This window comes from Mesorhizobium sp. FG116, assembly GCF_057809835.1.
Genome location: NZ_JBMDKS010000003.1, coordinates 50,232 through 76,728, shown reverse-complemented (window position 1 = coordinate 76,728; position 26,497 = coordinate 50,232). Strand labels below are relative to the sequence as shown.

Below are 26,497 nucleotides of genomic sequence, written 5' to 3'. Positions count from 1 at the left end.
GGGCGGCAGTGACTGAATGGCTTGAGCGTCTGGGCCGCAGCGGCCGCTTCGTGTGGTCGGCGTGGTCCGGCCTCGCTGCCCTGGCGTTGTTGGCGGCCTTGTGGCAGGTCGGCCACGAGGCCTACGGCGATTTCATCCTGCCTTCTCCGCTGGCAACGATCGAGGCGGCGCTCGCCATGCTTGCAGACCCTGCTGCATGGGAAATTGCGCTCCTGACAAGCCGTCGCGCGTTGAAGGGGTTTCTCGCTGCGAGTAGCGTGGGAGCGGTTCTCGGTCTTGCGGCGGGCTACTTTCCTGCCGTGCTGCGGGTGGCGCGACCCTTGGTTACCGTGCTGCTCGGCGTGCCTCCCATCGCCTGGATCGTGCTCGCCATGATCTGGTTTGGATCGACCGACGGCACCGTGGCCGTAACCATCCTGGTAGCTGCCTCGCCGCTGGTGTTCGTCTCCGTTGCCGAAGGCGTCATGAGCCGCGACCGCAAGCTTGACGATATGGCTCGCGCTTTCGGTGCCAATGCGTTCAAGCGACTGACGACCTTGAGCCTGCGCCATGTCGCGGCGCACCTGTTCCCCGCGCTGGTCGTTTCGCTTGGATCGGCATTCAAGGTGGCTGTCATGGCTGAGTTGTTGGCCAATGTCGGCGGTATCGGTGGTGAACTTGCCCGCACGCGCGCCAATCTCGACATCACCGGAGCCTTGGCCTGGGTACTGATTGCCGTGGCTGCCCTGATCGTCGTCGAATACGGCCTCATCCATCCGGTCCGAGCCGAGTTCGAACGCTGGCGCGCCGCCGCCCAGCCATGGGGCGTGAAGCGATGAGGGCGCTTCAACTCACGCGCATAGGCCACGCGTATTTTGGCCGCACCGTGCTGGATCACATCGATTTTCAGGTGGATTCCGCTGAGGTCGTGGCACTGGTCGGTCCATCTGGTTGCGGCAAGAGTACGTTCGTTCACATCGCTGCCGGCATCGTGGAGCCACTGCGCGGACGTGTGGAACGTGGTTATCGACGCCACGGCATGATCTTCCAGGAACCGCGCCTGCTGCCGTGGGCCACGGCGAGGGACAACATCGCCTATCCGCTGCGTCTTGCCGGCGTGTCGCGATCCGAACGCAGGGAGCGCGCGGTGAAGGCTGCGCTGGCGGTGGCCTTCGAGCCGTTCGATCTCGACAAGTACCCGTCCGAGCTTTCGGGCGGTATGCGCCAGCGCATCGCGATTGCCCGGGCGCTCGTCATCGATCCGGATTTCCTGTTTTGCGACGAGCCGTTCACAGCGCTCGACGTAGCGTTGAAACGCCGCATGCAGGACATCGTCATCGAGACGTCACGGCAGGCCCGCTTTGCCGCCGTCTTCGTCACTCACGACCTGATGGAGGCCGCAAGGGTCGCGCATCGCATCGTGGTGCTGGACAGCACCGGCAATGGCATTGCCGGTGAGCGCCGCTTGCCGCAGGCACCCGGTGAACGGCCCGATGAAATGATCTTCGAGACCGTGCAATCGTTTCTGCGCGACGATCCGATCTTCCGTCATATCGACGATGTCGACGAGCGGAGGCTTCCTTGACCGCCGTGGCACAGCAGCGATTGCCCAACGCCTTGCCGCTTCTTCGTGCGGTCAGCGACGAAGGTCTTCGGCTGTTTTTTCCTCTTTCCGCGCTCTATTGCGCGCTCTGGCCATTCCAGTGGGTGTTGGTCTTTTCGCTGGACCTGCCTTTTGCCCGGACAACGCCGCCGGCATTGTGGCACGCGCACGAAATGATTTTCGGGGCGTTCGGCGCGGCGCTGATCGGGTTCATCACCACAGCGGTTCCCGAGTGGACGGATACCCCACGGCTCCGAGGCAGGCGGCTTTTCGTGCTGGCAGCATTGTGGGGAGGTGGCCGGCTCATCGGCTTTGCGGGCGCAGATTTCGCCGACACGCTCGGCACCATATGTGACCTGACATGGTTGATCCTGCTCGTCGTTTACATGGCGCATGTTTCCATCATCAAGCGAACGGACAGGCTGCTTGCCTTCATCGGCTGGATCGCCGCTCTGGCAATATGCGAGGCCGCCGTGCGACTCTGCTTTCACTTGGGAGCGATCGAACTGGCTAGTCACCTGCTTCGGATTTCGGGGTTGGTGTTCATCGGATTGCTTGGCGTGGCGCTTGCGCGGATTACCGTGCCGGTGACGAATCTGGTTCTTGATCCGACGGAGCAGACGTCTCCATTCCGCCCGCATCCCGGTCGCCTCAACCTTGCGCCTGGGCTGGTCGCCGTGGCGGTAGCCGTGGATCTGACAGGGTTTTCGGATGCCGTGTGCGGCTATACGCTGATTGCGGCCGGTGCCGCCTTCCTGGATCGCGTTGGTGAGGTCTTTATCGGACGTTCGGCCTTGCGCGCCGAAGTCGCTTCCCTCGCCGGATCGAGCACTTTTGCCGGGGCCGGCCTTCTGCTTTTGGGTGCTGCCCAACTTGGCGCCCCGATCTCCGCGGTGGCAGGCTTGCATGTCGCTCTCATGGGCGGCCTTGGCCTCGGCGTGCTGGCCGTATTCTGTATCGCGGGCCTGCTGCACACCGGCCATTCTCTAGGCTTGAGTTGGAGCGCCAGGCTGGCGATGATCTGCCTGGTCGTGGCCGTAGGGCTGCGGGCTTTGCCGGACCTTGACTTGATGCCGCAACCGCCCGGGCCGCCTTATGCGTTGACGGCATGTTTCTGGGCGGCGGCATTTCTGCTGTGGCTGAAAGACTATTGGCCACGCCTGCGTCATTCCTTCAAGACCTGCGAATGATCGTTCACGCGGGTCCGCTTTCCATATCGTCTGGAAGACGGGTCAGGCAGAACCGTCAAGAAAAGCTGCTGCAGCCGGCGCGGAAGGCGGGGCACTTGAAGGCCATCACACGTTCACGGCCGGCAAATTCGGCGAGCCTGGCGATATCTCCCACGGCGACTGTATTCTGATTGATCCGCACCCCCAGAGCCCGCAACCGTTGGAACGCGCGTGACAGGCTCTCCGGCTTCATGCCGAGCCGGCCTGCTATCAACAATTTCTCATACGGCAAGGCGATCGTGCAGGCACCCCGCGCTGTAGGCGCCAAGTCGACGAGGAAGGCCGCCAGTCGCTGCGGGCCGGTACGCGCCTTGAGTTCTTCGATCTGATCGACGAGCCTCCTCAAATGAGCCGATGTGGATGCCAGCATGGCCAGTCCGATTTCGGGGCTAGATCGGTTAAGTTCCATGATCTTTCGTGTCGGCACCGCGAGCAGGCGCACATCGGTCACCGTTTCTCCGCTGACGGGATAGTTGCCACCAGCGAGGCAGGGTACCTCCGCAATGGAATCTCCGCGCGTGAAGACGCCGACCACAGCCTCGTCGCCACCTGTGGTCATGCGGAAAAGTTTCACCCATCCTTCCATGACGACGTAGAACGTACTGGCAGGTTCGTCCTGTTCGAAAAGTGCCATACGCCTTGGTCGCACCTGAAGTTCAGATTGCGCCAGAAGGGCGTCGAGCACCGCTCCTGGCAGGCCGGAAAACATCGGTGCTGCTTGGATTATCCCGCGATCACGCGGATCAATTTCCAGTCCGCTCATCGTCCCCATCCTTCGCCGGCAGATAAACACAGTCCGGGGTGGTGCACTTTGCTGCAACGCAATCGGCTGGTGGTTGTCCGCCGGTGTCGAAGGGATGCTTGACTTCGGTCAAGAGGTCTCTGCGGAAGCCTCTGCTACATCGCTGCAAGCCACCTTTGAGGAGAAATGCGATGAGCGACCATCCGGAACCGGAAGTGCAACCGCAGCGGGTCCCCGCGATGCAGCAGCTTCTGGATAACCCGTTTCTGCTGCTCTTCATCGGAATCACGATTCCGACGGTTCTCTATATCGTTTGGGGCGTGATGGAGATCGCGTCCATTCCGGTTGCACCCTGACAGCGGTCGGAGGATCCAGGCATGGCAATCTCACCGCCCCGAAACCGACTCTGGTGGAATGAACCGATCGAGCGTGTCGAGATCGGATGGATCGTTGTCGCCTTCCTGTGGGGCCTGTTCATGTTCTTCTTCATGATCGCCTGGCACTTCATCGGCGGTCAAAACCTCTCGACGGAAACCTACCGCATCAAGCCGCCAGCTTACGAAGAAAAGGTCGTCGCCTTCGCTGAAAAATACCAGGTTGCGGAGGAGGACGGCACGCCGGTGGTGCGTCCGCCGGCAGGCGAGGATGTCTATTTGCTTGCCAGACTGTGGGAGTGGTGGCCGCTGCTCGAGTTGAAGAAGGGGCAGAGCTACCGCATCCATCTTTCGTCGCTTGACTGGCAGCACGGCTTCTCGCTGCAGCCCGTCAACATAAATATCTCGGTTCATCCCGGTTACGAGCAGATCATCACGCTGACGCCAACCCAGGCAGGCGAGTTCGGCATTGCCTGCAACGAATATTGCGGCATCGGCCACCACATGATGACCGGCCGCATCCGCGTTGTCGAATAGCTCATAGGAGAGGGATCATGGCAGCTATAGACGCGCCCTATCCAGGATCGGCAGCGGCTGCTGCTAACTTTCGCACCTGTCGCTTCACCGGCCTGAAAGTTGATATCGCGGCTCAGCGGTTGATCATGGCCAATGCGGTTGCGGCAGTAGTTTTCTTGGCCGTTGGCGGCGTGATGGGCCTGTTGGTAGCGCTCACGCGCTGGCCGGCGGTTCACCTGCTGCCGTCAGAATGGTTCTACCTTGTGCTCACCGGCCACGGCGCCAACGTGCTGTTGTTCTGGATCATCTTCTTCGAAATCGCGATCCTTTACTTCGCTTCCGCAGTCCTGCTCGGGTCTCGAATCGCAACACCGAAGATCGCATGGGCGGCTTTCGTCCTGATGCTGGTCGGCGCGGTAATGACGAATGTCGCCGTGTTCCAAGGCGATTCAAGCGTCATGTTTACGTCCTATCCGCCCATGCAGGCATCGCCGCATTTTTATCTCGGCCTGATCATATTCGCTGTCGGGGCGCTTATTGGTGTAGGCATCTTCTTTGGCACGCTGGTGATTGCGCATGGCGAACACACCTATGAGGGATCTATCCCGCTTGTTACGTTCGGCGCGCTGACGGCGGCAATCATCGCCGTTTTCACGCTGGCCTCCGGCGCGATCATCCTCATTCCAACCTATCTGTGGTCGCTAGGTCTCATCACCGAAATCGATCCGCTGATGTACAAGGTCGTGTGGTGGGGAATGGGCCACTCCTCGCAGCAGATCAACGTCGCCGCGCACGTGTCGGTGTGGTATGCGATCGGCGCACTTACCATCGGTGCCAAGCCTCTGTCCGAGAAGGTGAGCCGCTCGGCCTTCCTGCTTTACATCCTGTTCCTGCAACTTGCCTCGGCGCACCATCTGCTGGCCGATCCGGGCATGAGCGCGACTTGGAAAATCGTCAACACCAGCTATCTGATGTATCTCGCCGTGCTCGGCTCGTTGATCCACGGCCTGACAGTGCCCGGTGCGCTGGAGGCTGCCCAACGCCGCAACGGCTACACCAAGGGCGCGTTCGAGTGGCTGCGCAAGGCACCGTGGGGCAATCCCGCCTTTGCCGGCATGTTCCTGTCGCTCGTCATGTTCGGTTTTATTGGTGGCATCTCTGGCGTGGTGCTCGGAACGGAACAGCTCAACCTCTTGATGCACAACACCATTTACGTCCCCGGCCATTTCCACGGAACGGTGGTGGCCGGTACCACGCTCGCCTTCATGGCGATGACCTACTACGTGCTGCCGCTGATCTTCCAGCGCGACGTCATCTGGCCGAAGCTTGCACGCTGGCAGCCCTATCTGTTCGGTATCGGCGCCGCCGGCATTTCCCTGTTCATGATGGGAGCGGGGACGCTGGGCATACCGCGCCGGCACTGGGACATCACGCTGACCGACGCCATGCACCCGTTCGACCTGCCTTCGGGTGGGTTCCTGATGATGGGATTGAATGGACTTGCAGCCGTGATCGCGGCCGTTGGCGGCATCCTTTATATCGTCATCACGGTTGGCACGGTGTTGTGGGGCAAGCGCCTCGACAAGGGAGACGCGCCACTGAACTTCCCGCTGCACAAGCAGGCGGCGACTGTGGCCGAATACGGTAGTCACACCACTGTGAAGTTGCCGGGCACCATCATTCTGGTCTCGATCTTCTTCCTCTCGTTCGTCCTCTACTACTTCGTCAACTGGAAGTACCTGTCGGAAATCTGGCTTCTGCGCTGACGCGAAAACTGGAGGGATCAGGCATGCTTGCCGCCGCAAGGATTGTTGTCACTCTCCTCAAACTGAGGATAGGCGTTGCCATCGCAGCGAGCGCGCTTGCCGGCCTCGCTGCTACCGCGGGCGAGCCGGCCTCGCTTGCCCAGATCGCGGCGCTTACGCTGGCCGTGCTTGGCGCGGCGGGTGCCGCGGGGGCGTTCAACCACTACTATGAGCGCGACAGCGACCGGATGATGGTGCGCACCGCCGGGCGTCCGTTCGCAAGCGGGCAACTCAAGCCCGGTCTGGTCTGGCCGGTGACGTTCGCTGCGTTGCTCGGTGCCTCGATCATGCTTGCTTGGGCGTCGTCAGGTGGCGTGGCAGCGCTCTATGTCTTTCTGGGTGCGATCACCTACGGGCTCTTCTATACCGTCTGGTTGAAGCGTCGCACGACATGGAACATTGTCGTTGGTGGATTGGCGGGGTCGTTTGCCGTCCTGGCCGGCGCCGCAGCAATCGATCCCGCCCCACAATGGGTTCCAAGCATTCTCGCCGTCGTTCTGTTCCTGTGGACGCCTCCACATTTTTGGAGCCTAGCCGCCGCCAAGGCCGACGATTACGCCGCTGCAGGCGTTCCGATGCTGCCGGTCGTCGCGCCGCAACGGGAATGGACAACCGCGATCCTGAGCTACACGGCCACTCTTTTTGTGTTGTCGCTCGTTCCGCTCTGGTTCGGCATGGGTTGGATCTACGGCGTGTTCGCGGCGGCTGGGGGAGGTTGGTTCTTGTGGAAGAGCTGGCGGCTCCACCGTGCGCCGTCGCGCAAAACAGCAATAGCCAACTTCCTCGCTTCACTGGTGCAGCTTCTGTTGCTGGTGAGCGGCATCTTCCTGTCGGCACTGGTGGAATGATTTTCATGCCTTTGCGTGCGGTGGGCGTTGCAGCTTTGCTGCTTGGCTTTCTGGCAACCGGTGCGGTTTTGGCGGCCACCCGCATCGATCCCGCTGAGGCGCTTGAACGAAGCGAGGCAGCGATAGGAACAGTGACCGGCGACCACCGATTGCTGCGTTCTGACGGTCGTCCATTGATGCTGTCGGAACTCAGGGGAAAGCCGCTGGTGCTGAGCTTGATCTACACAAGCTGCAGCACAGTCTGCCCGACCGGCACCGAGACGCTGAAGATCTCCGTGGCGAAGGCGCGCAAGGCGTTGGGCAACGGGTCCTTCGCCGTACTGACGCTCGGCTTTGATGCGCGCAACGACACCCCGCAGCGTATGCATGCTTTCGCCGTGGATCACAGCATCGATGGCGATCCGCTCTGGCAAGTCGCTAGCGCTTCACCGGCGGTGCTTGAGGCCCTGCTGGATCAGGTGGGCTTCAGCTATGCGGGGGTCGCCGGTGGTTTCGACCATGTTACGCAAACGACGATCCTCGACGCTGACGGTCGCGTCTATCGCCAGGTCTACGGCGACGACTTTCCGCTTCCCGTCTTGGTCGAGCCCTTGAAGGAGCTGGTCTTCGGCACGAGCGCCGCCTCTTTCACGCCGACGGCGCTGGTCGACCGGCTGCGCTTCCTCTGCACCGTCTATGATCCGAAGTCGGGTCGCTATCGCACCGACTACGGCATCTACATGGGCATGGCCGCCGGCGCTCTCTCACTTGTGCTGATGGCGTGGGTCATCGTGCGCATGTGGCTTGGCAACCGGCGCGCAGAGCAGGCGAGGGCCTGACCGTGACAGCGAGCCGGAAGAGCGCCAACGACTGGCTGCCTCTGCGCCTGCTCAAGGCCGGCTTGCGGCGAGGCTTCGATGTTCTGGAGCGTGGGGCGGAGCGGCTGTTCTCGCCGGCGCTCAACCCGCTGGCGCAGATCGGCGCAATCTCCTTTTTCCTGTTCTGGATCGTCGCGGTCAGCGGCATCTATCTTTTCATCTTCTTCGATACCGGCATTGTCGATGCCTATTCCTCGGTCGAATGGATCAGCGGCCCGCAATGGTATCATGCGGGGGTAATGCGCAGCTTCCATCGCTACGCTTCCGACTTGATGGTGGTAAGCGTTGCCGTGCATCTGCTGCGAGAGTTTTCGCTCGACCGCTATCGCGGCACGCGCTGGTTTTCCTGGTTCACCGGCATCCCGCTGATCTGGTTCCTCTACATTTCCGGCATCACAGGGTACTGGCTGGTGTGGGACATGCTGGCGCAATATGTGGCGCTGGTGTCGGCAAAGCTGCTCGACATCTTCCCGATATTCGGCGAGCCGTTGGCCCGTAATTTCCTGACCCCGGAGCATCTGAGCAGCCGCTTCTTCTCGCTGCTGGTGTTCCTGCATATCGCCGTGCCGCTCATCCTCCTGCTCGGCATGTGGATCCATATCCAGCGCATCTCACGGCCGAAGGTTAATCCGCCGCGGCTTCTTGCGGCCCTCGTTCTCGTAGCGCTTTTGGCCGTCTCGCTGTGGAAACCGGCGCTAAGCCAAGGACCAGCCGACCTGACGCGCGTGCCGGTTGAGCTCGGCTTGGACTGGCTGTTCCTCCCTCTCTATCCGCTGGCCGAGGTTTGGGGCGAATGGGGCCTGTGGGCGTTGCTCGTAGGGGTCTCCATCATGCTCGCCGCCATGCCGTGGTTGCCGCCTTTCCGACGGGCGCCCGCAGCCGAAGTGGACCTGCCCAACTGCAACGGCTGCAACCGCTGCGTAGAAGACTGCCCTTACGAGGCAATCCGGCTTGTGCCGCGCACCGATGGCGAGCCGTTTCCGCACCAGGCCGAGGTCAATGAAGATCTTTGCGTCTCTTGCGGTATCTGCATGGGGTCCTGTCCATCCTCGACGCCGTTCCGCCGCGTGCAGGACCTCAAGACGGGCATCGACTTGCCTGGCCAGCCGCTTGGCGAAGTGCGTGAGAGCGTGATCGCCGCCGCCACGGAGCTGAAGGGCGAGCATCGCGTTATGGTGTTTGCCTGTGAACATGGCGCGGGTGGAGCGGATATTGGCGGCGTCGTCACTTTCCCGTGCGTGGCCATGGTGCCGCCGTCGCTGATCGATTTCGTCCTGAGCAAGGACCTCGCCGACGGCATAGTCGTCGCCGGATGCAGTGAGAGCACCTGCTACAACCGCCTCGGCGTCGAGTGGACAAAGCAGCGCTTTGCAGGCGCGCGCGACCCCTATTTACGCAAGCGCGTTCCGCGTGAGCGGCTTGCCACGATATGGGCGTCTCCCTTCGAAGGCGGACGCTACAAGACTGAGAAGGAGGCGTTCGCTGCAAGCCTCTCCGGTCCGCGGACAGTTACGCCTCCGCTGATGACGGCAGAAGAGGATAAGCCTCGCCTGGAGGCGGAAGGATGAAGAACGCCATCAAGATGCTGGCTCGCATGGCCGTATTGACGCTCGTCTTCCTGGGTGTGGCGGCTCTTTCGAATTGGCCTTCCTACCGCAATCTGCCCGAAGGGACTGGGGTGCTTACCCTCTCTTTCAGCCACGGCGCCGACCGTCGCGCATCTTGCCGCAAGGCAACGCCAGAGGAACTTGCCAAGATGCCGCCAAATATGCGCCGGCCGGAAATCTGTCCGCGCGACCGGCCGTCGATCCGGGTGGAATTCGATATCGACGGCAAGCGTATGTACGAGGCTGAAGTGCCGCCCTCGGGGATTGCGGGCGACGGGCCGTCGCGGGTCCACCAACGCTTCATGCTGCCGGCAGGCAGCTACGATGTCGCAATACGCATGAGCGAGCGGTTGGAAGGTGATTTCACCTGGGTCGGTGAACGGACGATCCGGATCGAACCCGGTGCAAACCGCGTCATTGATTTCCGCAGCAACGCCGGCGGCTTCGTATTCCACTGACACCAGAAAAAGGGAGCGTGCGATGGGCCTGATCGAATGGAAAAGCCACTATAGTGTTGGCGTCGAAGCGGTAGACCATGAACACCGCGAGTTGATCGACCTCATCAATGAATTGCACGAGAAACTGGTCGCGGGCGCGGAAGAACCTGACGTGGCCGCGTTTCTCGGCGAGATTTTCCGCGGCATCTCCGCTCATTTCGCGCTCGAAGAGAAATTCATGCGCGAACATCGGTACGACCAATTGGATGAGCACAAGCAGGCGCACGAGCAGCTTCTGGAGGACATCCGCGATATCATGGACGGCTATGAAGCCGATCCGGTGGCGAGTTCTCGTGAGCTTTCAAAACGCCTCGATGACTGGTTCACCCAGCATTTCAAGACCCATGATGCGCGGCTTCATCATCGTCTTGGCACGCACGATCACTAGCGTTCCCAAGGGGCGTACGCGCGGATGTGTTTGAGCCCGCTCAAAGACCTGACCCCGGCTGCAGCATAGTGAAAGTTTATGTGCGCCAAGGCTCTGGCCGGCGCGGGAACCCTCAACAAAGGACTGCCATGCGCCGGACGTCGGACAAGCCACCCCCGGAATGGGATCCTCGGTCGTCCGAGGTGCTTTCCGATCAGATCGAGGCCTACGACAGAGTGCGCCGCCGCTGCCCGGTTGCGTACAGCGACTACCTCGGCTGGTCGCTGTTCAGGCACGAGGACGTGGTGCGCGCCCTGGACGATCATCATACATTTTCGAATGTTGTCTCAACACACCTTTCCGTGCCCAGCGGCATGGACCCGCCTGCGCATACTGCATACCGGCGATTGATCGAACAGCATTTCGACCCTTCGCGCGTCGAGTCCTTTGAGCCGTTGTGCCGGACCATCAGTGCCGACCTCGTGGCGAACCTGGAAAGGGGCGCGGAGATCGACCTGGTGACGCAGCTTGCGCAACTTTTTGCGGTTCAGATTCAGTGCGCCTTTCTCGGTTGGCCGGCGAGGTTGCATGAGCCGCTGCTCTTATGGGTCCGCAAGAACCATCGGGCCACCTTGGCGAAGGATACCAAGGCGATGGCGGCCATAGCGCTGGAGTTCGACGACTATATCAGCGAGTTGCTGGAAGAGCGGCTCGATGCGGAAAGCAAGGCGCCGGAGGACATCACGACGGAACTGCTACGGCAAAAGATCGATGGCAGGTTGCTCAATCATGAGGAGATCGTCAGCGTCCTGCGCAACTGGACTGTCGGCGAATTGGGTACGATCACCGCATGCGTGGGAATTCTGGCTCACTACCTTGCGGAGAAAGCCGATCTCCAGCAGCAACTTAGGGAAAACTCACATCTTCTGCCTGCCGCCATAGATGAAATATTGCGGATTCACGCGCCATTGATCTCCAATCGACGTGTGACGACCACGGAGGTGGATATTGGCGGGCGCAAGATCGAGGCAGGGCAACGTGTAACGCTGATGTGGGCATCGGCAAATCGCGATGAAGCGGTTTTCGGTGACCCCGATGAATTCCGCCTGGATCGCGATCCGGCACAAAACCTTCTCTATGGCCGAGGCATCCATGTATGTCCCGGCGCGCAGCTTGCGCGGCTGGAACTGCGGGTCGTGATGGAGGAGTTGCTGAAAGCCACCCGGCAAATCGCGCTTGTTCCCGACCGCGCCCCGGAGATCGCAGTCTATCCAGCCAGCGGATTTTCCTCGCTGATTGCACGGATATCTTGAAGTTTCTGCTTCGAAAGCTGTGTCCAATCTTTTTGTTCCGGCTCAACGAACCCCGGTGGCGTTTGTTCTACCCATGACCAACCGGCATCTTCTTGTGCTTGCGACAGCGAAGCGCTCGAGACCCGCTCAAAGGGAGGTTGGCATATGATCAACGCAATCCGGACAGCAACGAAATTTACCGTCGTCTACGTCAAGGACTGGATGGCAAGGGCTGCGTCGCTTCGTGAATTCGAAAAGATTGCGCCGGAAGACAGGGCTCGCACCTTGCGGGACTGGAACCTGACGCCGTTTGAATTTGGAAGTTCGATGCGGCAGGCATTTGCTTCGCAAGACCTTCTCTCTGGCGCGATGCGCGCACTCAACCTTGAACAGGGCCAGCTCAGTTCCCGCCACGCGGCGTGGTATCAGGACATGCAAAGGAGTTGCGTGACATGCCCGCATCGAAGCCGGTGCAAGCACGAACTGATGACATCGGGTTTTGCCAGCAGCTATCGGGATTTCTGCGCCAACCGTACCAATTTTGCGGAGATATTGACCGACAGCCGAAAAGCGCCCCAAGGCGCTTCTCTCGCTGCATAAAGCGGTTCACGTCCCGGCGTTACTCCGCTGCAATCGCGCGGCTGGCACCTGCTTCGCCTCGGTAGTAGCCGTCCACGAGAATGCCCGGCAGGTTCATGCAGCTTAGCAGGAAGCGCGCTTCGTCAGGAGCCGACTTTCCCTCGGCCAGCGACTGATAGATTCTCGCTACTTCCACCATGTCGCAGTCATGCGGTGAGAGCCGCAGGCGGCGTACGTGGTGGCCGGTAAGCATATCCGCATGGTCCACCACGGCATGCACCTGGGCCGACAGTGTCTGGACGCCATTGATGGCGAGGAATGCCTGGTCGTCGAGGGTATCGACCACAAGACCATCGGGGTCCTTCTCACAGGTGAACTGGCACGAATCCTTATGCAGCCCATGGAGGCGTGCATGATAGCAGCGGCCGGAAAGCGCCAGCGGCAATCGCCCGAAAGCAAACATCTCGAAATCGGCTTCGGGGCATGCCGCCGCGATCGTGCCGACCGTCGTCAGCGAAAGCTCTACGGGAGGGCAGATCGTGGTCGCCCCATGCCGGATTAGAAAGCGCGCCGTCGCCTCGTTGTAGACGTTGAGAAACGGGCCCGTCACAAATGCCCTGCCGGAACGGGCGGGAATTGCGGTGATGTCGTTGATCTCGACCAGTCGCTCGTCCGTGCACAATTCCTGAACCGCACGGCGTTCGCGTGTCGTGGCGGGAACTGCCAAAGTGGACAGAACGACCTCCTTGCCGCCACGTTCCAGCCTTTCGATGATGTCGGGCCAGGCCGGGTCGGAAAACGGCATGCGCTTGCCGCAGACGACTTCGCCGACGTGGACGCGCTGCACGGGCGCTTCATCTGCGATGCGGAAATAGAAGCTTTTCAGCTTGTCCGCCGGCCAGTGGAAAAAGAGCGGCCCCAAGGTTAAGGCGACTGGCTGCATGAATCTATCTCCAGGCCTTGCGATAGGCGCCGGTTGTCTGGCGACCACCTTCGGACATGCTTGCAAGAATGCTGTCGATCTCGATCGCATCACCGCCGCTCTCGGCTATATCGACCGCCTTCCTGAAGGCACGTACCACTTCAGTTACGTAGCCTTTGCCGCGCTGGCGTCCTTCGATCTTGAGGGCTGTGACGCCTGCCGTCTTGAGCGATACGAGCATGCTGCCGGCATTGAGGCTGACCGGATCCTCGAACAGGTAACCGGTCTTGCCACCGGCACTGAACCTACCTTTGCATAGGGTCGGGTAACCCGCCGGCTCATCGGGCTCGTAGCGATCTATGGTGAAATCGGCCAGCCTGGCAGCCGTACCGCTTTTGTCTTCGACATAATTCACCATTTCCGGTGGAGAGCAGACCCCATTGAGATTTGGAGATTTGCCTGCGGCATAAGACGACAAGTAGCAACGGCCTTCGATCATCACGCACAGGCCTCCGAAAACAAAGGCTTCGGTTTCAACGTTTATTGCCCGGTTGAGTGCGCCGATCTCCTGCACGGACAGCACGCGCGGCAGCACGACGCGCCGAACGCCAAAAGCCTCTGCGTAGAACTGGATCGATTCCGGCGTTGCCGCCGCAGCTTGTACGGACAAGTGAAGACGGGTCTTTGGATGGTTTTGGGCCATGTGATCGAGCACCGCGATATCGGCCGCAATCACCGCGTCGGCGTGGCATTGTGCGGCAGTGTCGGCGGCCCTTCGCCAAGGCTCCGTATCTCCGGCGCGTGCGAAGGTGTTGATGGCGACCAGCACCTTTTTGCCGTGATCGTGGACAAAGCGTATTCCCTCGGCAAGTTCGTGCTCCGAGAAGTTGAGACCCGGGAAGTTGCGGGCGTTCGTCTCGTCGCGAAATCCGCAGTAAACCGCATCTGCGCCAGCCTGAACGGCGGCACGCAAAGTCGCGGGAGTGCCGGCGGGGCAGACCAGTTCCATGCGCGTGCTACCGTTCATGGACGTGTCCCTGCTCAATTTTTGCGCCGGCCACGACCCGCCTGGCAAACGCAAGCCCGCCAAGGATGCCAGTGTCGGCGATCTGTGCAAGCTTGCCGCCGATACCCAGCATATCCGAGGGGCGCAGCTCCGCATCCTCGATGGCATTTCGCAGCGCAACCACGGCTTCAGTTCGCCCGCTGACGGAGATCGAGCGATGGAAGAACAGGGCGTCGCCATCCAACGTCCCGTCCAGGATGCCAAGCAGCATCAATATCGGGCCGCGAATGATGACGTCGCTGCCTGCGCTTTTGCCGGTTGCCTGCACGACGGAGGCAGGTCCATCCGGGGTGACCGAGAAAGCGAAAGGCAGATCAGTCGGGTCGATGAGGAAGTGGGCCTTGCGATGTTCGCCCAGTCGCTCAAACGCCTGCGGCCTGCGCCGTGCCAGCGATCGCAGCGACATCGTCAGCAGCGGTCCAAGAGGCTGACCGGAAAAAGACGGCAAGAGACGCCGGATGAAGCCTGGCAAACTCGCGTCGTCTTTTGTCACTCTCGATGCCTCCTGCCGCTATGCCGAGGCAACCTAAATTGAGCGGCTGGATTCGAGTTTGCGCCGCAACAAAAAGAAACCAGTATTTTAATTATCCGACTAAGTAGTTTGCAAAAGGGCGACGTTTCTTTGCGCGTCCTCAACGTCAGCATGCCTTTGCGGTGGCAAGGTGTCGCTGTCGGTGGATCAACTGCCGCCGGATTGTTCATGTATCAGCGCAGACTTCCACATTTTCCAACTCTCGGCTCGTTCCTGTCCTATCTGGAGGGCAGGCAAGCATTGAGTACGGTTACAGCGCCTGTTTCGATGCGGCTTGAAGTTACGGAGCTTCACCGCAGGGTGATCTCCGCTAATGGTCCAGCTCTTCGTTTCACACGACCACTTGGCTCCAACGCGCGCCTGTCCGGGCTACCAGTGGTAGCGAACCTGTTTGGCACCAAAGAGCGTGTCGCCTGGGGGCTGGGTACTGAGCCGGAAGGGCTTGAAGACCTTGGCGCACTGCTTTCATGGATGCGCTCGCCGCAGCCGCCACGCAACTTCAGCCAAGCTCGCCTGCTTCTGCCCGCCGCGCTCAATGCGCTTCAGGCTAGACCCAAGATTATTAGCGCGCCAAAGGACTGGCGGGCAGTCGATCCGGACTTCTCGCTCTTGCCGATCCAGACATGCTGGCCGGGTGATGCCGGGCCTCTCATCACATGGCCGGTCGTGGTGAGCCGCCCACCGGGCGAAGACGACCCGAGCACCTACAATCTGGGTGTCTACCGCATGCAGGTTATAGGCCGCGACCGCGCCATCGTGCGCTGGCTTCCTATGCGCGGCGGCGCAGCTCATCACCGCATGTGGAAAGCTGTCGGCAGGGAAATGCCTTTGGCGATAGTCATAGGGGCAGATCCTGCAACTTTGCTTGCCTCGGTGATGCCGGCGCCTGAAGGCGTATCGGAACTTGCCCTCTCAGGCATTATCGGCAACCGACGGGTGGGGCTTACCCCCTGTGCCAGTATCGAACTCAATGTACCAACCAGTGCGGAGATCGTGCTTGAGGGTCTGGTTTCGCCCACGGAGACAGCACTTGAAGGGCCATTTGGCGACCATACCGGTTACTACAACGCGCCCGAACAGTACCCGGTATTCAAACTCTTGCGGGTACGAATGCGTGAGAATGCGAATTATCTGACCACCTTTACGGGTCGTGCGCCCGACGAGCCATCAGTCATGGGCACCGCACTTCTCGACGTATTCAAGCCGCTGGTGCGCCAGCAGATACCCGAAATCGTTGACCTGTGGCTGCCGCCCGAAGCGTGTTCCTACAGGATGGCGGTGATCTCGATCAGCAAGAAGTATGCAGGGCAGGCGCGGCGCGTCATGATGGGTTTCTGGTCGCTGCTGCCGCAATTCTCAATGACCAAGATGATCGTCGTGGTGGACGACGACATCGACATCCGTTCATGGCAAGACGTGATGTGGGCGCTTGCAACGCGCATGGACCCTTCGCGCGACGTCCTCCTGGCTGACCGCACGACCATCGATCAACTCGACTTTGCCTCGCCGCTTGAAGGTCTCGGCGGGAAAATCGGCTTCGACGCGACGCGCAAGATCGGCGCAGAAACCAGCCGCGAATGGGGCGTCAGGCTGGATATGGATGCAGCTATCACCCGACAGGTCGAGGAGCGCTGGGCGGAGTTCTTTCCGGCGGGCTCGGTGGAGGCATCATGCGCAAGCGCCTGATCGTTGGCGTCACAGGGGCGTCGGGCTCGGCGCTGGCCCTGGAGACGCTTTTGCAGCTTGCCGGTGCGGGAGTGGAAACGCATCTGGTCATTTCGCAAAGCGCACAACTGACCATTGATCATGAGCTTGGCAGCGATGGAATTGCCCGGCTAAGGGCGGCAGCCGATCAAGTCCACTCCTTTCGCAATCTGGCGGCTCCGATAGCCAGCGGTTCGTTTCGCACCGAAGGTATGATCGTGGTGCCATGCTCGATGCGGAGCCTCGCGACTATCGCCTATGGCGTGGGCGACAGCCTTCTGACAAGAGCAGCCGATGTTGTGCTGAAAGAGCGGCGGCGACTGGTCGTGGCGCCGCGTGAAGCGCCTCTTCATGAAGGCCACCTTGAAGCCATGCTGAAACTATGCCGAATGGGTGCGACTATCGCTCCGCCCGTGTCGCCATTCTACACGCGTCCTGCGTCGATGGAGGATCTAGTCCGCGAAATTGTAGCCCGGCTGATAAATTGGGCAGGCATCGACCCTGCCGGGCAGATGACGCGGTGGGAAGGCTTATCCTGACGAAGCAAAGACGGATTGTTCTCTTACGGACGAAAAGGACTAACTGGTTGGCTCTCTCCACCCGCAAAATGCGATCCTCGAATTGGCTTTCAACCTGCCCGATTTCTACGTCTGTGCCATCTTGAAATCGAACAGCCGGCTACACCTGCCCGGCACATCCATTGCAGTCGCTTCGGACGTCCAACAGTTCGGTAAACTTCTGACCACGCGCACGGCCCGAATAAATTGCTTTGTTCGACCAGCCTAGTTTCCCAAAACCGGTTCTTCGATGGAACTTGATCGGTGAAGAGCACTTGACGTGCGTCAAGGCTGCTGATACGTGTCGCGTCAATGGGACATATTTAATACCTATCGGGACAAAATAAGTCCCATATACGGAGGCGTGCTGATGCGAAGCGAACCTGTTCTGGCGTCAAAGGACAGTACGAGCCCGGTACTGAGTGTGCCGTGGGCGGCAACACTCGATTTGAGGTCGGGTGCTCTGTGGCCGCCGTCGCACGTTGTCACGTGCCGCCTCAGCGACATGGCGGGGCGCTATGCTGACCGCGCCGCGGAGCAGGAATTGCTGAACCAATCCGATCCGCTGATCTATCGTGCCGACGAGATATTGGCGCCGGAAACGCGAGGCGAACTGCACACCAGCGTCACCGTGGTTTTTCCGGGCAAGGTTGGCGACGAATATTTCATGAGCAAGGGCCACTACCAGGTCGATGATGCTGCGGTGAAGGTCTATCTGGCAGTCGCCGGCACCGGTTACATGCTGATGCAGAACGTTGATGGCGACACCATGGAGGTACCCATGGCGCCGGGTACGATCGTCTATTGTGCCGCAGGCTGGGCGCAGCGGACCGTCAATGTCGGCAATGACCCATTCGCCTACTTCAAATACTGGCCGGCGGATGGAGGCCATGACTACGACCGCGTCATTCGCGAAGGCGGCTTTCTTAAACGGGTCGTCGAGCGCAACGGTCGCCCGCAAGTCATAGATGCCAAGGATATCTGACCGCACAAACTGGTCCTGAGCAGTCAGAGGCCAGTGAACCCATGCAGCAATTCAATAATAATAGGGAGGAAGAATGATGTATAAGAAAATAACCACAGCAATCGCGTTCGCAACAACTCTCACATTGCTACCGGCGGTGCTTGCTACCGGTTCCGGTCCGGCCTCTGCGGACGAACCGCTGAAGGTTTCATGGATCTTGTCCAAGGCGGCGGCGCAGGCCGACCACCGGGCTCTCGATGGCTTCAACAGCTACATCAAGGAAAACAATCTGAACTGGACCGTCGACGTATCCGACGGCAAAGGGTCGCCGGCCACAGCCGCTGAACTCCTTGAAAATGCGGTTCAGCGCGGTTCTTCGGTAATCATCCTGTCGATGGTTGACATGCGTGCCTCACAGGCGTCGCTTGACAGTGCAAGCGCGGCCAAGATCCCGGTGTTCACCATCGATGCCGGATGGACGCCTGGCGTGGTCGTCGACATTACCGCCAACAACTTCGCCATGGGCGCGATCATCAACGCCTATATGGCCGATCGCCTGGGTGGAAAAGGCGGCGTGATCGCGTTCAAGGAAAACTCACACCACGGCGTGCGCAAGCGCGGCAAGGAATTCGACGTCGTCATGGGCGAGGCCCCCGGCATCAAGGTTCTTGCCGACCATCAGATCGATGTCACCAATTTCTACGCCGATTCCAAGAATGCGATGGAGGATTTCATCACCCGCTTCGGCGATGAGATCAACGGCGTGTTTGCGGGGTGGGATGAACCGGCGATGGCTGCTGCAGACGCGATCAAGGAGGCCGGACTGAAGAATGCCTTCGTGGTTGGCATCGACGGAAACACGGCTGCGATGAAATACATTCGCGACGGCGGTCCCTTCGTGGCAACGGTTGCGCAGCCTTTCGAGAAGATGGGTTCTCAAACGGGCCAGTACATCTCCGACATCGTCGTCAACGGGAAGGATCCGGATACCGTCATACCGGTCAAACAGGTTTACCTGCCCACCTGCCTGATCACGGCCCAGAACGTGCCGGCCGAAGGCGAACTGCCGTGGAAGGCATGTGAATGACCTCTTCGACAAGAGCGAAGCTGGGTTGTTCCGCATAGAGAACGGAACTGCACGTCTCCCGAAACGGGAGCCCGTTTCGGAGGCGTGCGCGTCGGCAGAACCAAAGCGTGCAGGGCGACCACAAAAGATCGCAACGCGCTTTGGTTTTCGATGCCGAGATTACCTTCGCACGATACGGTACACTAGCCGACCAACAGCCGTGGACACTTTGGTATGAGCACAGTGGAAACAGACTTTGGCGCCTCCGATGCTATTTTCCGGGCCGAAGACATTTGCAAGCAGTTTGGCCCGGTCCGCGCGCTCAACAACGTCAATCTGACGGTCCGAAAAGGCGAAGTGCATGCGCTGCTGGGCCAAAACGGTGCCGGCAAATCAACCTTGGTCAAGATCATTGCCGGTGCCGAGCGCCCCGATTCCGGTCGGCTTCTGGTAGATGGCGAGCCCTTGCGGGTCGGAGATCCGGACGCTGCGGTCAGCCGCCGCGTCGCCTATGTCAGCCAGGAAGGCAGTCTCAATCCCGGTTTCACCGTCCCGGAGAATGTCTTCCTTGGACGGGAGAAAACGCGCTTTGGACTGTTGGACCGCAAGCGTATGCGCCGCGAGGTTGAAGAGGTTCTTGCCGAGTTTCACCTCGATCTGGATTTGCACCATGAGGTGCGGGCGCTTGATCCGGCCAAGCGAAAGCTTGCCGAAATTGTCCGGGCGCTTGCGCTGCGGCCACGATTGCTGGTCCTCGATGAGCCGACCGCCGCGTTGCCGCAACCGGATGTCGATCATCTGTTGTCGATCATCCGCCAATTGGCCGAAAGCGGCATCGGCGTCCTGTTCATCTCGCACTATCTGAGCGAGATTTTTTCCGTCGCTTCAACGGCAACGGTGCTGCGCGACGGCGAACTTGTTTGGACCGGGCCAATGATTTCGACCAACGCCAACGCGCTGGTTCGGCACATGATCGGCAACGAGGTTGAGGCCGTGGCGCCGCCACGAGGCGGTGCGGTCGCGGGCACACCAGTCCTGGAGGTGCAAAATCTGTCCACTGCGGATGGTCGGGTGCGAAGCGCGGACCTTGCGGCGCGCTCCGGTCGTGTTCTCGGCATTTTCGGTGTCGTAGGTGCCGGCAAAAGCGAATTGCTCGAAGCGATTTTTGGGCTCTATCCGACAACTGGCGGCGAGATCAGCCTGCGAGGTCGAAAAGTCGACCGGTGGGGGCCGCGAGAAGCTATCAGGGCAGGCATGGCACTTGTGCCCGAGGACAGGCTGTCCAAGGCGCTATTGGCCAATCGCAGTATCGCGTGGAATGTTGCGATGCCTTACTGGAACAAGCTGAGCCGCAGATTTGCGATTGGTAGCCGGGAAACCAGGCTGGGCAACGAAGTTGTTGCCGAACTCGGCATTGCCGCCCCGGGCAGCCACACCCTGGTCGAACATCTGAGTGGCGGAAACAAGCAGAAGGTTTCGGTTGGCAGGTGGCTCGGCGCACACTCCGCTGCCCGTATCTTCCTGTTCGACGAGCCCACCCAGGGACTGGACGTTGGAGCGCGGGCAGGGGTCTACCGGCTCATGCGCAATCTGGCTGACACTGGCGCATCAATCATCGTCGCCTCGTCGGATCTCGATGAAGTGCTGGCGATTAGCGATGACGTCACCGTCATCAAGAACGGCCGCACAACTGCCATGGATGAAAATGAAAGCCGTGAGGCTGCAGCGGTTCTAGCCGCGGCGACTTGACGAAGCTGCCTTATGCGACAGCGTACAACGGTTGAGGATATATGATGGCAAAGACTGTCGATGCGGCGCAGGATACTCAGGCGTCGGCCCGATTAGATAAGGGCTCGCAGCGGAACCAACATGCGGCAAAAATGAGCTTGGCCGAAGGGCTTCGTCGGTACGGCACATTGCTGGCGTTGCTCGTGATCTGCGTTCTGCTTGCTGTGACAACGCCGCGCTTTTTGACCGTCAGCAATTTGTCGACCGTGCTGGTGCAGCTATCCATGCTGGTTGTGGTCGCAAGTGGTCTCACAGTCGTGGTGGCGTCTGGCGAGTTTGACCTTTCGGTGGGTGCGGTCGCCGGCCTTGCGGGGGTCCTGACCACCGGGCTGCTTGCCCATCTGGGCACCGATGTCGGGCCGGCGGTTGCGGCCGGCATCGCGGCGGGTGCGGTAGTGGGCCTGCTCAACGGTATTCTGGTGGCAGTTGTCGGGCTGCCTAGCCTTATCGCCACTTTAGGGATGATCTCCGTCGTTACGGGTCTGAACCAATGGTACACCAAGGGGCAGGCGGTCTACGGAGGATTGCCGGAGGGCTTCGCGGTTTTGGGTCGAGGTTCCCTGTTAGGAATCCCCGTTCCGATCCTCATCATGCTGGCAATCGTCGTCATCTCCTACATTCTGCTTGAGCGCTCGGCGACCGGTCGGCACCTTTACACAATCGGCGACAACAAGGACGTTGCCCGGCTCGCCGGCATTTCAGTCCGTTGGAACAAGATCTTCGCTCTGGTGTTCTGCGGAGCCTGTGCCGGATTGGCCGGCGTCATCATGGCCTCGCGCCTCGGCTCGGGCCAGCCCGCGGCTGGCGATCATTTTCTCATGGACGGTCTTGCCGCCGTATTCCTGGGCATGACCGCTTTCTCCCTTGGGCAGGCGAACCTGCGCGGCACTGTCGTCGGTGCCCTCATCATCGGCGTGCTTCGCAACGGCTTCAATCTGTTGGGTTGGCCCTACTACATTCAGGACATCGCGATGGGCGTCATCATGATCGGCGCCATCACCGTCGCTGCCTCCAAGGGGGCGGTGCGGATGCCTAGTGTTACGGCAATGTTCAAATGAGGTGCGCGTACCCAATCTTTTCCGGGTCCAGGGCAACGCTTGCGGTGACACGATGACAGGCGCAGCGACGCTCGGCCTTGATTTCGGCACGGGTTCTGCCCGTGTCGTCATGATCGACCTGAGCACGGGCGGCGTCGTCGCAGAGCACACGGTGGCGTATAAGAACGGCTTCCATGACGAGACGACTGCACCGGAGATGGATCTTGCGCCAAATTCGGCAATTCAGGACCCTGCCGACTTTGTTGGTGCAGCGGAAAAGTTGCTGATCTGGGCGTCACATGCCGCGGCAGACCGCCGTTTCGAGCTTCGCGCGATTGGTGTTTCGGCCACATCGTGCACCATACTTCCGGCATTGCGCGATGGCACTCCGCTTCTGCACACGCCAGCCTTTGCAGGTCGGCCGCACGCCTTCGCCAAGCTTTGGAAGCATCATGCTGCGGATCACTATGCAAAGCGGATTGCGGCAACCCGCCCTCGCTTTCTGGAGCGATACAACAACCAGACGAGTTCCGAATGGTCTCTTGCAAAAGCCTGGCAGACGATGGCCGATGACCCCGCGCTATGGGAAGCGACGGAACGCTGGATCGACGCCGGTGACTGGATCGTGTGGCAACTCACGGGCAGCGAAACGCGCTCGGCCAGCCATGCCGGATGCAAGAACCATTGGCAGCCGGATTTCGGCGGTTATCCGGAAGAGGACAGCCTCGAAGCGATACAGCCTGGGCTCGGAAGTTGGCTCGACAAGCTTGCGCCGCCCCATCCGCTTGGCACGTCCGCGGGTCCGCTGACGCGACACTGGCAGGAAGTGACAGGCATCGGCGCAACAGCACTTGTGGGCGTTGCCATGGTTGATGCCGAGGCGGCCGTGCCGGGTTCGGATGTCGATACGCCCGGCATTTTGGTGGCCGCCGCGGGGACGTCGACCTGCCATATGAGCCTGTCGGCAAAGCCGACGCCGGTGGCGGGGATCGAAAGCCTTGTCTATGGCGGTGCCGTGGACGGGCTATACGACTACTGCACCGGCCAGGCGGCCAGCGGCGATATGCTGGCTTGGCTATCGAGGATGCTGGCGTTTGGCGGCAGTTCCAGCCCCGCGGCAATTCTTGAAAAACTTGTCGATGAACTGGAAGGCTCGGCCAGCCCAAGCCCGATCCAGGTGATGGACTGGTGGAGCGGCTGCAGGACGCCTCTGGGGCGAGCGGACCTTGGCGGCATTGTTGCCAATATCAAGACGACAACCACGCCGGTCGAAATCTACCGGGCAATGCTGGAAGCGGGAGCGATGGGCATGCGCTATGCTTATGACCTCCATCGCCAGGCCGGGCCCATCGACGAGATACGCATAACCGGGGGCATGGCCAGGTTCCCTGCCATCATGCAGATTTATGCAGATGTCATGGGTCAAACGATCCGGGCCAACTCGACTGTGCTGGGTTCAGCCCGGGGGGCCGCCATTTCCGCAGCGAAAGCAGCCAGGTGGGTCGTGCCCGCCAGCCTCGGCTATACTGACTACGAGCCGCGCGAGAGCGAACGCTACGGCGAACATTACCGGCAGTATTGCCGGCATATCGAACTGGCGTCCGCGTCAGCATGTTGAAGGCAGTTCAGCGGGATGCGCTCTCGTCGGAGAGAATGGCGCGCGCCGTCGCTTCGTCGGTGACCAGAACGTGCTGCAAACCAGTGCTGAGAAGTGATCTTATCGCGGCTGCTTTTGACGTGCCGCCGCCAACTGCGATTACATGGGCGGCATGACTTAGATCTTCCAGCCGCATTCCAACACCCCCCGCTGCTTCCACAACCTTACCTTTGATATCGAAGAAGTAGCCGAGGGATTCGCTGACGGCGCCACGCTGCTCAAGGGTCTTGATGCGTGCGGCGGAAAACCGACGGCGTGCGGCAACGCTTTTCAGCGTCCCGACCCCTTGCACCACGATGGTCGCAGAACGGATGAAATCGAAAATCTCGCGGATGGCGGGTTGCGCATCGAGCAGGATGCTGACCGATTGTTCGCCGAGGTCGCTTGGCAGATGCAACAGGCGGTACTTTGCGCCGAGCGCCCGGGCAAACTGGGCAACGACAGTGTTGGCCTCCGTCTCCAGCGCATCTCCCAAGCCGCCGCCGGTCGGCGCTATGGTCACGCCAGGGTAGTCCTTGTGGCTGAAAAGATGCCGCGCCACGTCGGCCAATGTGGACCCGCCGCTCACCGCAACCACATCTTCGTGACCAAGGACTTCCAGAATGGCCTCGCCGGCCGCGCGCGCCAAGGCATCGCGTGCAACCACCTCTGTTTCGGAATCGCCTGGAACGATGAACACCCGCCGCAAGGAAAATTCCGCCGCCAGCCTGCGCTGTAGGCTGCGCAATTGCTGAAGCTCCGAAACGATCTGTGCAAGATCGGCAAGGATTTGGCGGCCGGCTGCAGATAATGACACGCCAGACCCGCCCAACTCGGTCAGCCCGATCTCGCGCAAAATCTCGACTTCAGACCTGGTAATGCGCTCGGACCAGCCCAGACGGTCGGACAGGATGCGGCGGCCGACCGGTTCGCCTGCCGCGACCGCACGCAGTACGGTGTAGCGTCGCTCGACCAACTCCGCCATCTCTGGCGCTACCGACATGAGCACCGACAGCGGACTTTGCATTGGCTTATCCGGGAATTTCGACGGGACAACGTCTGATCCGAAATTAGGCCCGTTCTGTCAACCGGTTATCCTGGGCGCAGGGTGATAGCCTTGGATGCTGGATAGACCGGATGACTACCCTGATGGAGTAGTTGGCGTTAAAACCGCGTTCGGTCCTTCCGATTTTGACACCTGTCGGAACCTGCGCACTGAGGATTTGCGGTACCTTCGTATCGTCAAGGACAGCGGTGCCCTGAAACCTGGTTGACCTGGGTTCGGCCCTATGCCGTTCATTCTGATGGATTTAATGGTCACCCCAAGGCAACGGGCTTTCTCACGTGTCATTTGACGGGCAAACAATCGCGCGTGGACCAGACAGCCAAGAATTCAGTAATGTGTGCGAAACTGACTACGCACCATAGACATGACCGCCGTCTGCAACTTCGCGGGCGAGACCGCGCCTGACAGCCTGCATTGCATCGGATACGGCCGCTACATAATCACTGACCAATCTGTCGTCCTCGACTGGATCGAGCAGGAAATGCAGGCTCGGCGGATCGGCGGCGCGGCCTACCTGGAAGCCCCGCTTCTGGATTTCGCTGACCAGCGTGGCGATTGAAATCGAGGGATCGACTGCCGCGCTCAAGACACCGCAGTGCGGCGCGACGTTGAGCGTCAATCCATCGATCTGCGCCAAACCTTGCGCCATTTCCTCAGAGGCCCGTGCGATTTTTTCGGCGATCGCCGTGAAGCCGCTTTCACCGAGATGCTTGAAAACGGCCCAGGCCGCACCGACGACGCTGCCTGACCGGCTGCCGACAAAAGTCTTGCGGTAATACCGGCCGGTTGGCCAGATGCCGTCCGTGTCATAGGCCTGATGTTCGAGGTTCGCCACGTCGCGCAGGGTGAAGGAAGATATGCCGTTGAGGCAGTATCCAAACTTGTGCAGGTCTGCCGATATCGACGAAACGCCCGGCACGGAAAAATCGAAGTCGGGAAGGTTGTTTCTTTTCTTCAGGAATGGATGGAGAAACCCTCCCACGCACGCATCGACATGCAGCCAGACATTGCACTTGAGCGCCAAGGCGCCCAAGGCGGAGATGGGGTCGATGGCACCATGCGTATAGGAGGGAACGGAACCCACGAGCATGAAGGTGCTTTCGGTCATCGCCGCTTCGATGGCACGAACATCGGCTTGCCAATCCGGTCCGACGGCCACGCGTACGACATCCAAGTCCATCATCTGCGCATGTTTATCGAAAGACGGATGCGCGGTGTAGGGAACAACGATGTTGAGCCTGGTTTCGCGAGACAGGCCACGCTCGCTCCGGAACTTGTCGCGCGCTGTCTTGACGGCGAGGAAATTGCTCTCGGTTCCCCCGACGGTGATGGTCACACATTGCCCGGATGGCGCATTGAGTATCTCTGCAATCATGGATCGCAATTCGCCGTCCACATGCCCCAGCGCCGGGGAGGCGGAGGTGAAGAACCCATTCAGGTTGCGAAAGGAGCGCTGAACATCCAGCGCAAGCTCGGTAACGCCTTCCGGCCCGTTGGGCCACGCCACATTGAAGGCGTCTTCACGCGCAGAGCGCTCCTGTTTCAGAAAGCCGGCCACCTCCGATTTTACGGCTTCGGGGGCGAAACCGTGCCGGGGAAAGACCTGGTTCATGTGATATGCACTCCAACATCTTTGTATCACAATAATCCATCTACGCGGGTGAGGCAACCCTGCCCAAAGGGCACTTCACCCCTCGAAGTATCCTTTCTTGTTGATAGAAAAGCTAATGCGTCAAATCAAATGCGCGCGTTTCCGTTACAAAACGGCGATCAGCGGATATCGGAGGCGATTGCACGAAAAACTATGCGCCGATGCTCATTTGTGATACATTTCTGCCGATATTATCTCCATTCCCAAGCTGCG

26 protein-coding genes are annotated in these 26,497 nt (G+C 60.3%); 20 read left to right on the top strand and 6 right to left on the bottom strand.

Annotated features, from left to right (window positions below; all coding sequences use genetic code 11):
* Nucleotides 1–8: 8 nt before the first annotated feature.
* The 3 genes from ACODTY_RS03990 to ACODTY_RS03980 are packed head-to-tail and all read left to right on the top strand — an operon-like array spanning nt 9 to nt 2,772.
* Nucleotides 9–818, top strand: a complete 810-nt coding sequence (locus ACODTY_RS03990) for an ABC transporter permease (protein WP_488992994.1) — start codon at nt 9–11, stop codon at nt 816–818.
* Nucleotides 815–1,564: an ABC transporter ATP-binding protein gene (locus tag ACODTY_RS03985; protein WP_488992993.1), complete on the top strand. Its 750-nt coding sequence runs from the start codon at nt 815–817 to the stop codon at nt 1,562–1,564. Before ACODTY_RS03990 ends, ACODTY_RS03985 begins: the two co-directional genes overlap by 4 nt.
* A gap of 5 nt (nt 1,565–1,569) precedes the next feature.
* On the top strand, nt 1,570–2,772 hold the full coding sequence (locus ACODTY_RS03980) for an NnrS family protein (protein ID WP_488993164.1): 1,203 nt from the start codon (nt 1,570–1,572) through the stop codon (nt 2,770–2,772).
* Nucleotides 2,773–2,827: 55 nt separating this feature from the next.
* On the opposite strand, the gene ACODTY_RS03975 is transcribed toward ACODTY_RS03980, so the two are convergent.
* Nucleotides 2,828–3,574: a Crp/Fnr family transcriptional regulator gene (locus ACODTY_RS03975; protein ID WP_488992992.1), complete on the bottom strand. Its 747-nt coding sequence runs from the start codon at nt 3,572–3,574 to the stop codon at nt 2,828–2,830.
* Between the two features lie 170 nt (nt 3,575–3,744).
* Here ACODTY_RS03975 and ACODTY_RS03970 point away from each other — a divergent pair, with 170 nt between their 5' ends.
* The 10 genes from ACODTY_RS03970 to ACODTY_RS03925 all read left to right on the top strand — a co-directional run bounded on the left by ACODTY_RS03970 (nt 3,745) and on the right by ACODTY_RS03925 (nt 12,316).
* Nucleotides 3,745–3,909: a hypothetical protein gene (locus tag ACODTY_RS03970; RefSeq protein WP_164480455.1), complete on the top strand. Its 165-nt coding sequence runs from the start codon at nt 3,745–3,747 to the stop codon at nt 3,907–3,909.
* A gap of 21 nt (nt 3,910–3,930) precedes the next feature.
* On the top strand, nt 3,931–4,464 hold the full coding sequence (locus ACODTY_RS03965; protein WP_056246256.1) for a cupredoxin domain-containing protein: 534 nt from the start codon (nt 3,931–3,933) through the stop codon (nt 4,462–4,464).
* Nucleotides 4,465–4,481: 17 nt separating this feature from the next.
* Nucleotides 4,482–6,209 (top strand): cbb3-type cytochrome c oxidase subunit I, encoded by a 1,728-nt coding sequence (locus tag ACODTY_RS03960; protein WP_488992991.1) that lies wholly within the window; start codon nt 4,482–4,484, stop codon nt 6,207–6,209.
* A 23-nt stretch (nt 6,210–6,232) separates the two neighbouring features.
* Nucleotides 6,233–7,096 (top strand): heme o synthase, encoded by an 864-nt coding sequence (cyoE, locus tag ACODTY_RS03955; protein ID WP_488992990.1) that lies wholly within the window; start codon nt 6,233–6,235, stop codon nt 7,094–7,096.
* A 5-nt stretch (nt 7,097–7,101) separates the two neighbouring features.
* Nucleotides 7,102–7,914: an SCO family protein gene (locus ACODTY_RS03950; RefSeq protein ID WP_488992989.1), complete on the top strand. Its 813-nt coding sequence runs from the start codon at nt 7,102–7,104 to the stop codon at nt 7,912–7,914.
* Nucleotides 7,915–7,916: 2 nt separating this feature from the next.
* Nucleotides 7,917–9,521 (top strand): cytochrome b N-terminal domain-containing protein, encoded by a 1,605-nt coding sequence (locus ACODTY_RS03945; protein WP_488992988.1) that lies wholly within the window; start codon nt 7,917–7,919, stop codon nt 9,519–9,521.
* Entirely contained in the window at nt 9,518–10,018 is a 501-nt protein-coding gene (locus ACODTY_RS03940) for a hypothetical protein (protein ID WP_488992987.1), read from the top strand. The genes ACODTY_RS03945 and ACODTY_RS03940 overlap by 4 nt, the downstream gene beginning before the upstream one ends.
* Nucleotides 10,019–10,040: 22 nt before the next feature.
* Nucleotides 10,041–10,445, top strand: coding sequence for a bacteriohemerythrin (locus ACODTY_RS03935; protein WP_488992986.1), 405 nt, complete (start codon nt 10,041–10,043; stop codon nt 10,443–10,445).
* 128 nt (nt 10,446–10,573) lie between these two features.
* Nucleotides 10,574–11,737, top strand: a complete 1,164-nt coding sequence (locus tag ACODTY_RS03930; protein ID WP_488992985.1) for a cytochrome P450 — start codon at nt 10,574–10,576, stop codon at nt 11,735–11,737.
* Nucleotides 11,738–11,881: 144 nt separating this feature from the next.
* Entirely contained in the window at nt 11,882–12,316 is a 435-nt protein-coding gene (locus tag ACODTY_RS03925) for a hypothetical protein (protein ID WP_488992984.1), read from the top strand.
* Nucleotides 12,317–12,335: 19 nt separating this feature from the next.
* On the opposite strand, the gene ubiV is transcribed toward ACODTY_RS03925, so the two are convergent.
* The 3 genes from ubiV to ubiT are packed head-to-tail and all read right to left on the bottom strand — an operon-like array spanning nt 12,336 to nt 14,776.
* Complete coding sequence (gene ubiV / locus ACODTY_RS03920; RefSeq protein ID WP_488992983.1) at nt 12,336–13,238, bottom strand: ubiquinone anaerobic biosynthesis protein UbiV; 903 nt, start codon at nt 13,236–13,238, stop codon at nt 12,336–12,338.
* A 4-nt stretch (nt 13,239–13,242) separates the two neighbouring features.
* Entirely contained in the window at nt 13,243–14,226 is a 984-nt protein-coding gene (ubiU, locus tag ACODTY_RS03915) for a ubiquinone anaerobic biosynthesis protein UbiU (protein WP_488993163.1), read from the bottom strand.
* Between the two features lie 7 nt (nt 14,227–14,233).
* Nucleotides 14,234–14,776, bottom strand: coding sequence for a ubiquinone anaerobic biosynthesis accessory factor UbiT (ubiT, locus tag ACODTY_RS03910; RefSeq protein ID WP_488992982.1), 543 nt, complete (start codon nt 14,774–14,776; stop codon nt 14,234–14,236).
* A 207-nt stretch (nt 14,777–14,983) separates the two neighbouring features.
* Between ubiT and ACODTY_RS03905 the strand changes: the two genes are divergently transcribed.
* From ACODTY_RS03905 to ACODTY_RS03875, 7 genes are all read left to right on the top strand, one after another.
* Nucleotides 14,984–16,501, top strand: coding sequence for a UbiD family decarboxylase (locus ACODTY_RS03905; RefSeq protein WP_488992981.1), 1,518 nt, complete (start codon nt 14,984–14,986; stop codon nt 16,499–16,501).
* A complete protein-coding gene (locus tag ACODTY_RS03900; protein WP_488992980.1) occupies nt 16,486–17,058 on the top strand; it encodes a UbiX family flavin prenyltransferase in 573 nt (190 codons plus the stop codon). Before ACODTY_RS03905 ends, ACODTY_RS03900 begins: the two co-directional genes overlap by 16 nt.
* Nucleotides 17,059–17,446: 388 nt before the next feature.
* Nucleotides 17,447–18,061 (top strand): glucose-6-phosphate isomerase family protein, encoded by a 615-nt coding sequence (locus ACODTY_RS03895; RefSeq protein ID WP_488992979.1) that lies wholly within the window; start codon nt 17,447–17,449, stop codon nt 18,059–18,061.
* A gap of 73 nt (nt 18,062–18,134) precedes the next feature.
* Nucleotides 18,135–19,127, top strand: coding sequence for a sugar ABC transporter substrate-binding protein (locus ACODTY_RS03890; RefSeq protein ID WP_488992978.1), 993 nt, complete (start codon nt 18,135–18,137; stop codon nt 19,125–19,127).
* A 213-nt stretch (nt 19,128–19,340) separates the two neighbouring features.
* The gene (locus ACODTY_RS03885) at nt 19,341–20,855 is read left to right on the top strand and encodes a sugar ABC transporter ATP-binding protein (protein WP_488992977.1); all 1,515 of its coding nucleotides are present in this window, start codon (nt 19,341–19,343) and stop codon (nt 20,853–20,855) included.
* A 131-nt stretch (nt 20,856–20,986) separates the two neighbouring features.
* Nucleotides 20,987–21,952 carry an ABC transporter permease gene (locus ACODTY_RS03880; protein WP_488992976.1) on the top strand — a complete coding sequence of 322 codons (966 nt, stop codon included), beginning with the start codon at nt 20,987–20,989 and terminating at the stop codon, nt 21,950–21,952.
* A 52-nt stretch (nt 21,953–22,004) separates the two neighbouring features.
* Nucleotides 22,005–23,549, top strand: coding sequence for an FGGY-family carbohydrate kinase (locus tag ACODTY_RS03875; protein ID WP_488992975.1), 1,545 nt, complete (start codon nt 22,005–22,007; stop codon nt 23,547–23,549).
* A 7-nt stretch (nt 23,550–23,556) separates the two neighbouring features.
* On the opposite strand, the gene ACODTY_RS03870 is transcribed toward ACODTY_RS03875, so the two are convergent.
* Complete coding sequence (locus ACODTY_RS03870; protein WP_488992974.1) at nt 23,557–24,594, bottom strand: sugar-binding transcriptional regulator; 1,038 nt, start codon at nt 24,592–24,594, stop codon at nt 23,557–23,559.
* Between the two features lie 388 nt (nt 24,595–24,982).
* Nucleotides 24,983–26,245 (bottom strand): pyridoxal phosphate-dependent decarboxylase family protein, encoded by a 1,263-nt coding sequence (locus ACODTY_RS03865; RefSeq protein WP_488992973.1) that lies wholly within the window; start codon nt 26,243–26,245, stop codon nt 24,983–24,985.
* Nucleotides 26,246–26,497: the final 252 nt, after the last annotated feature.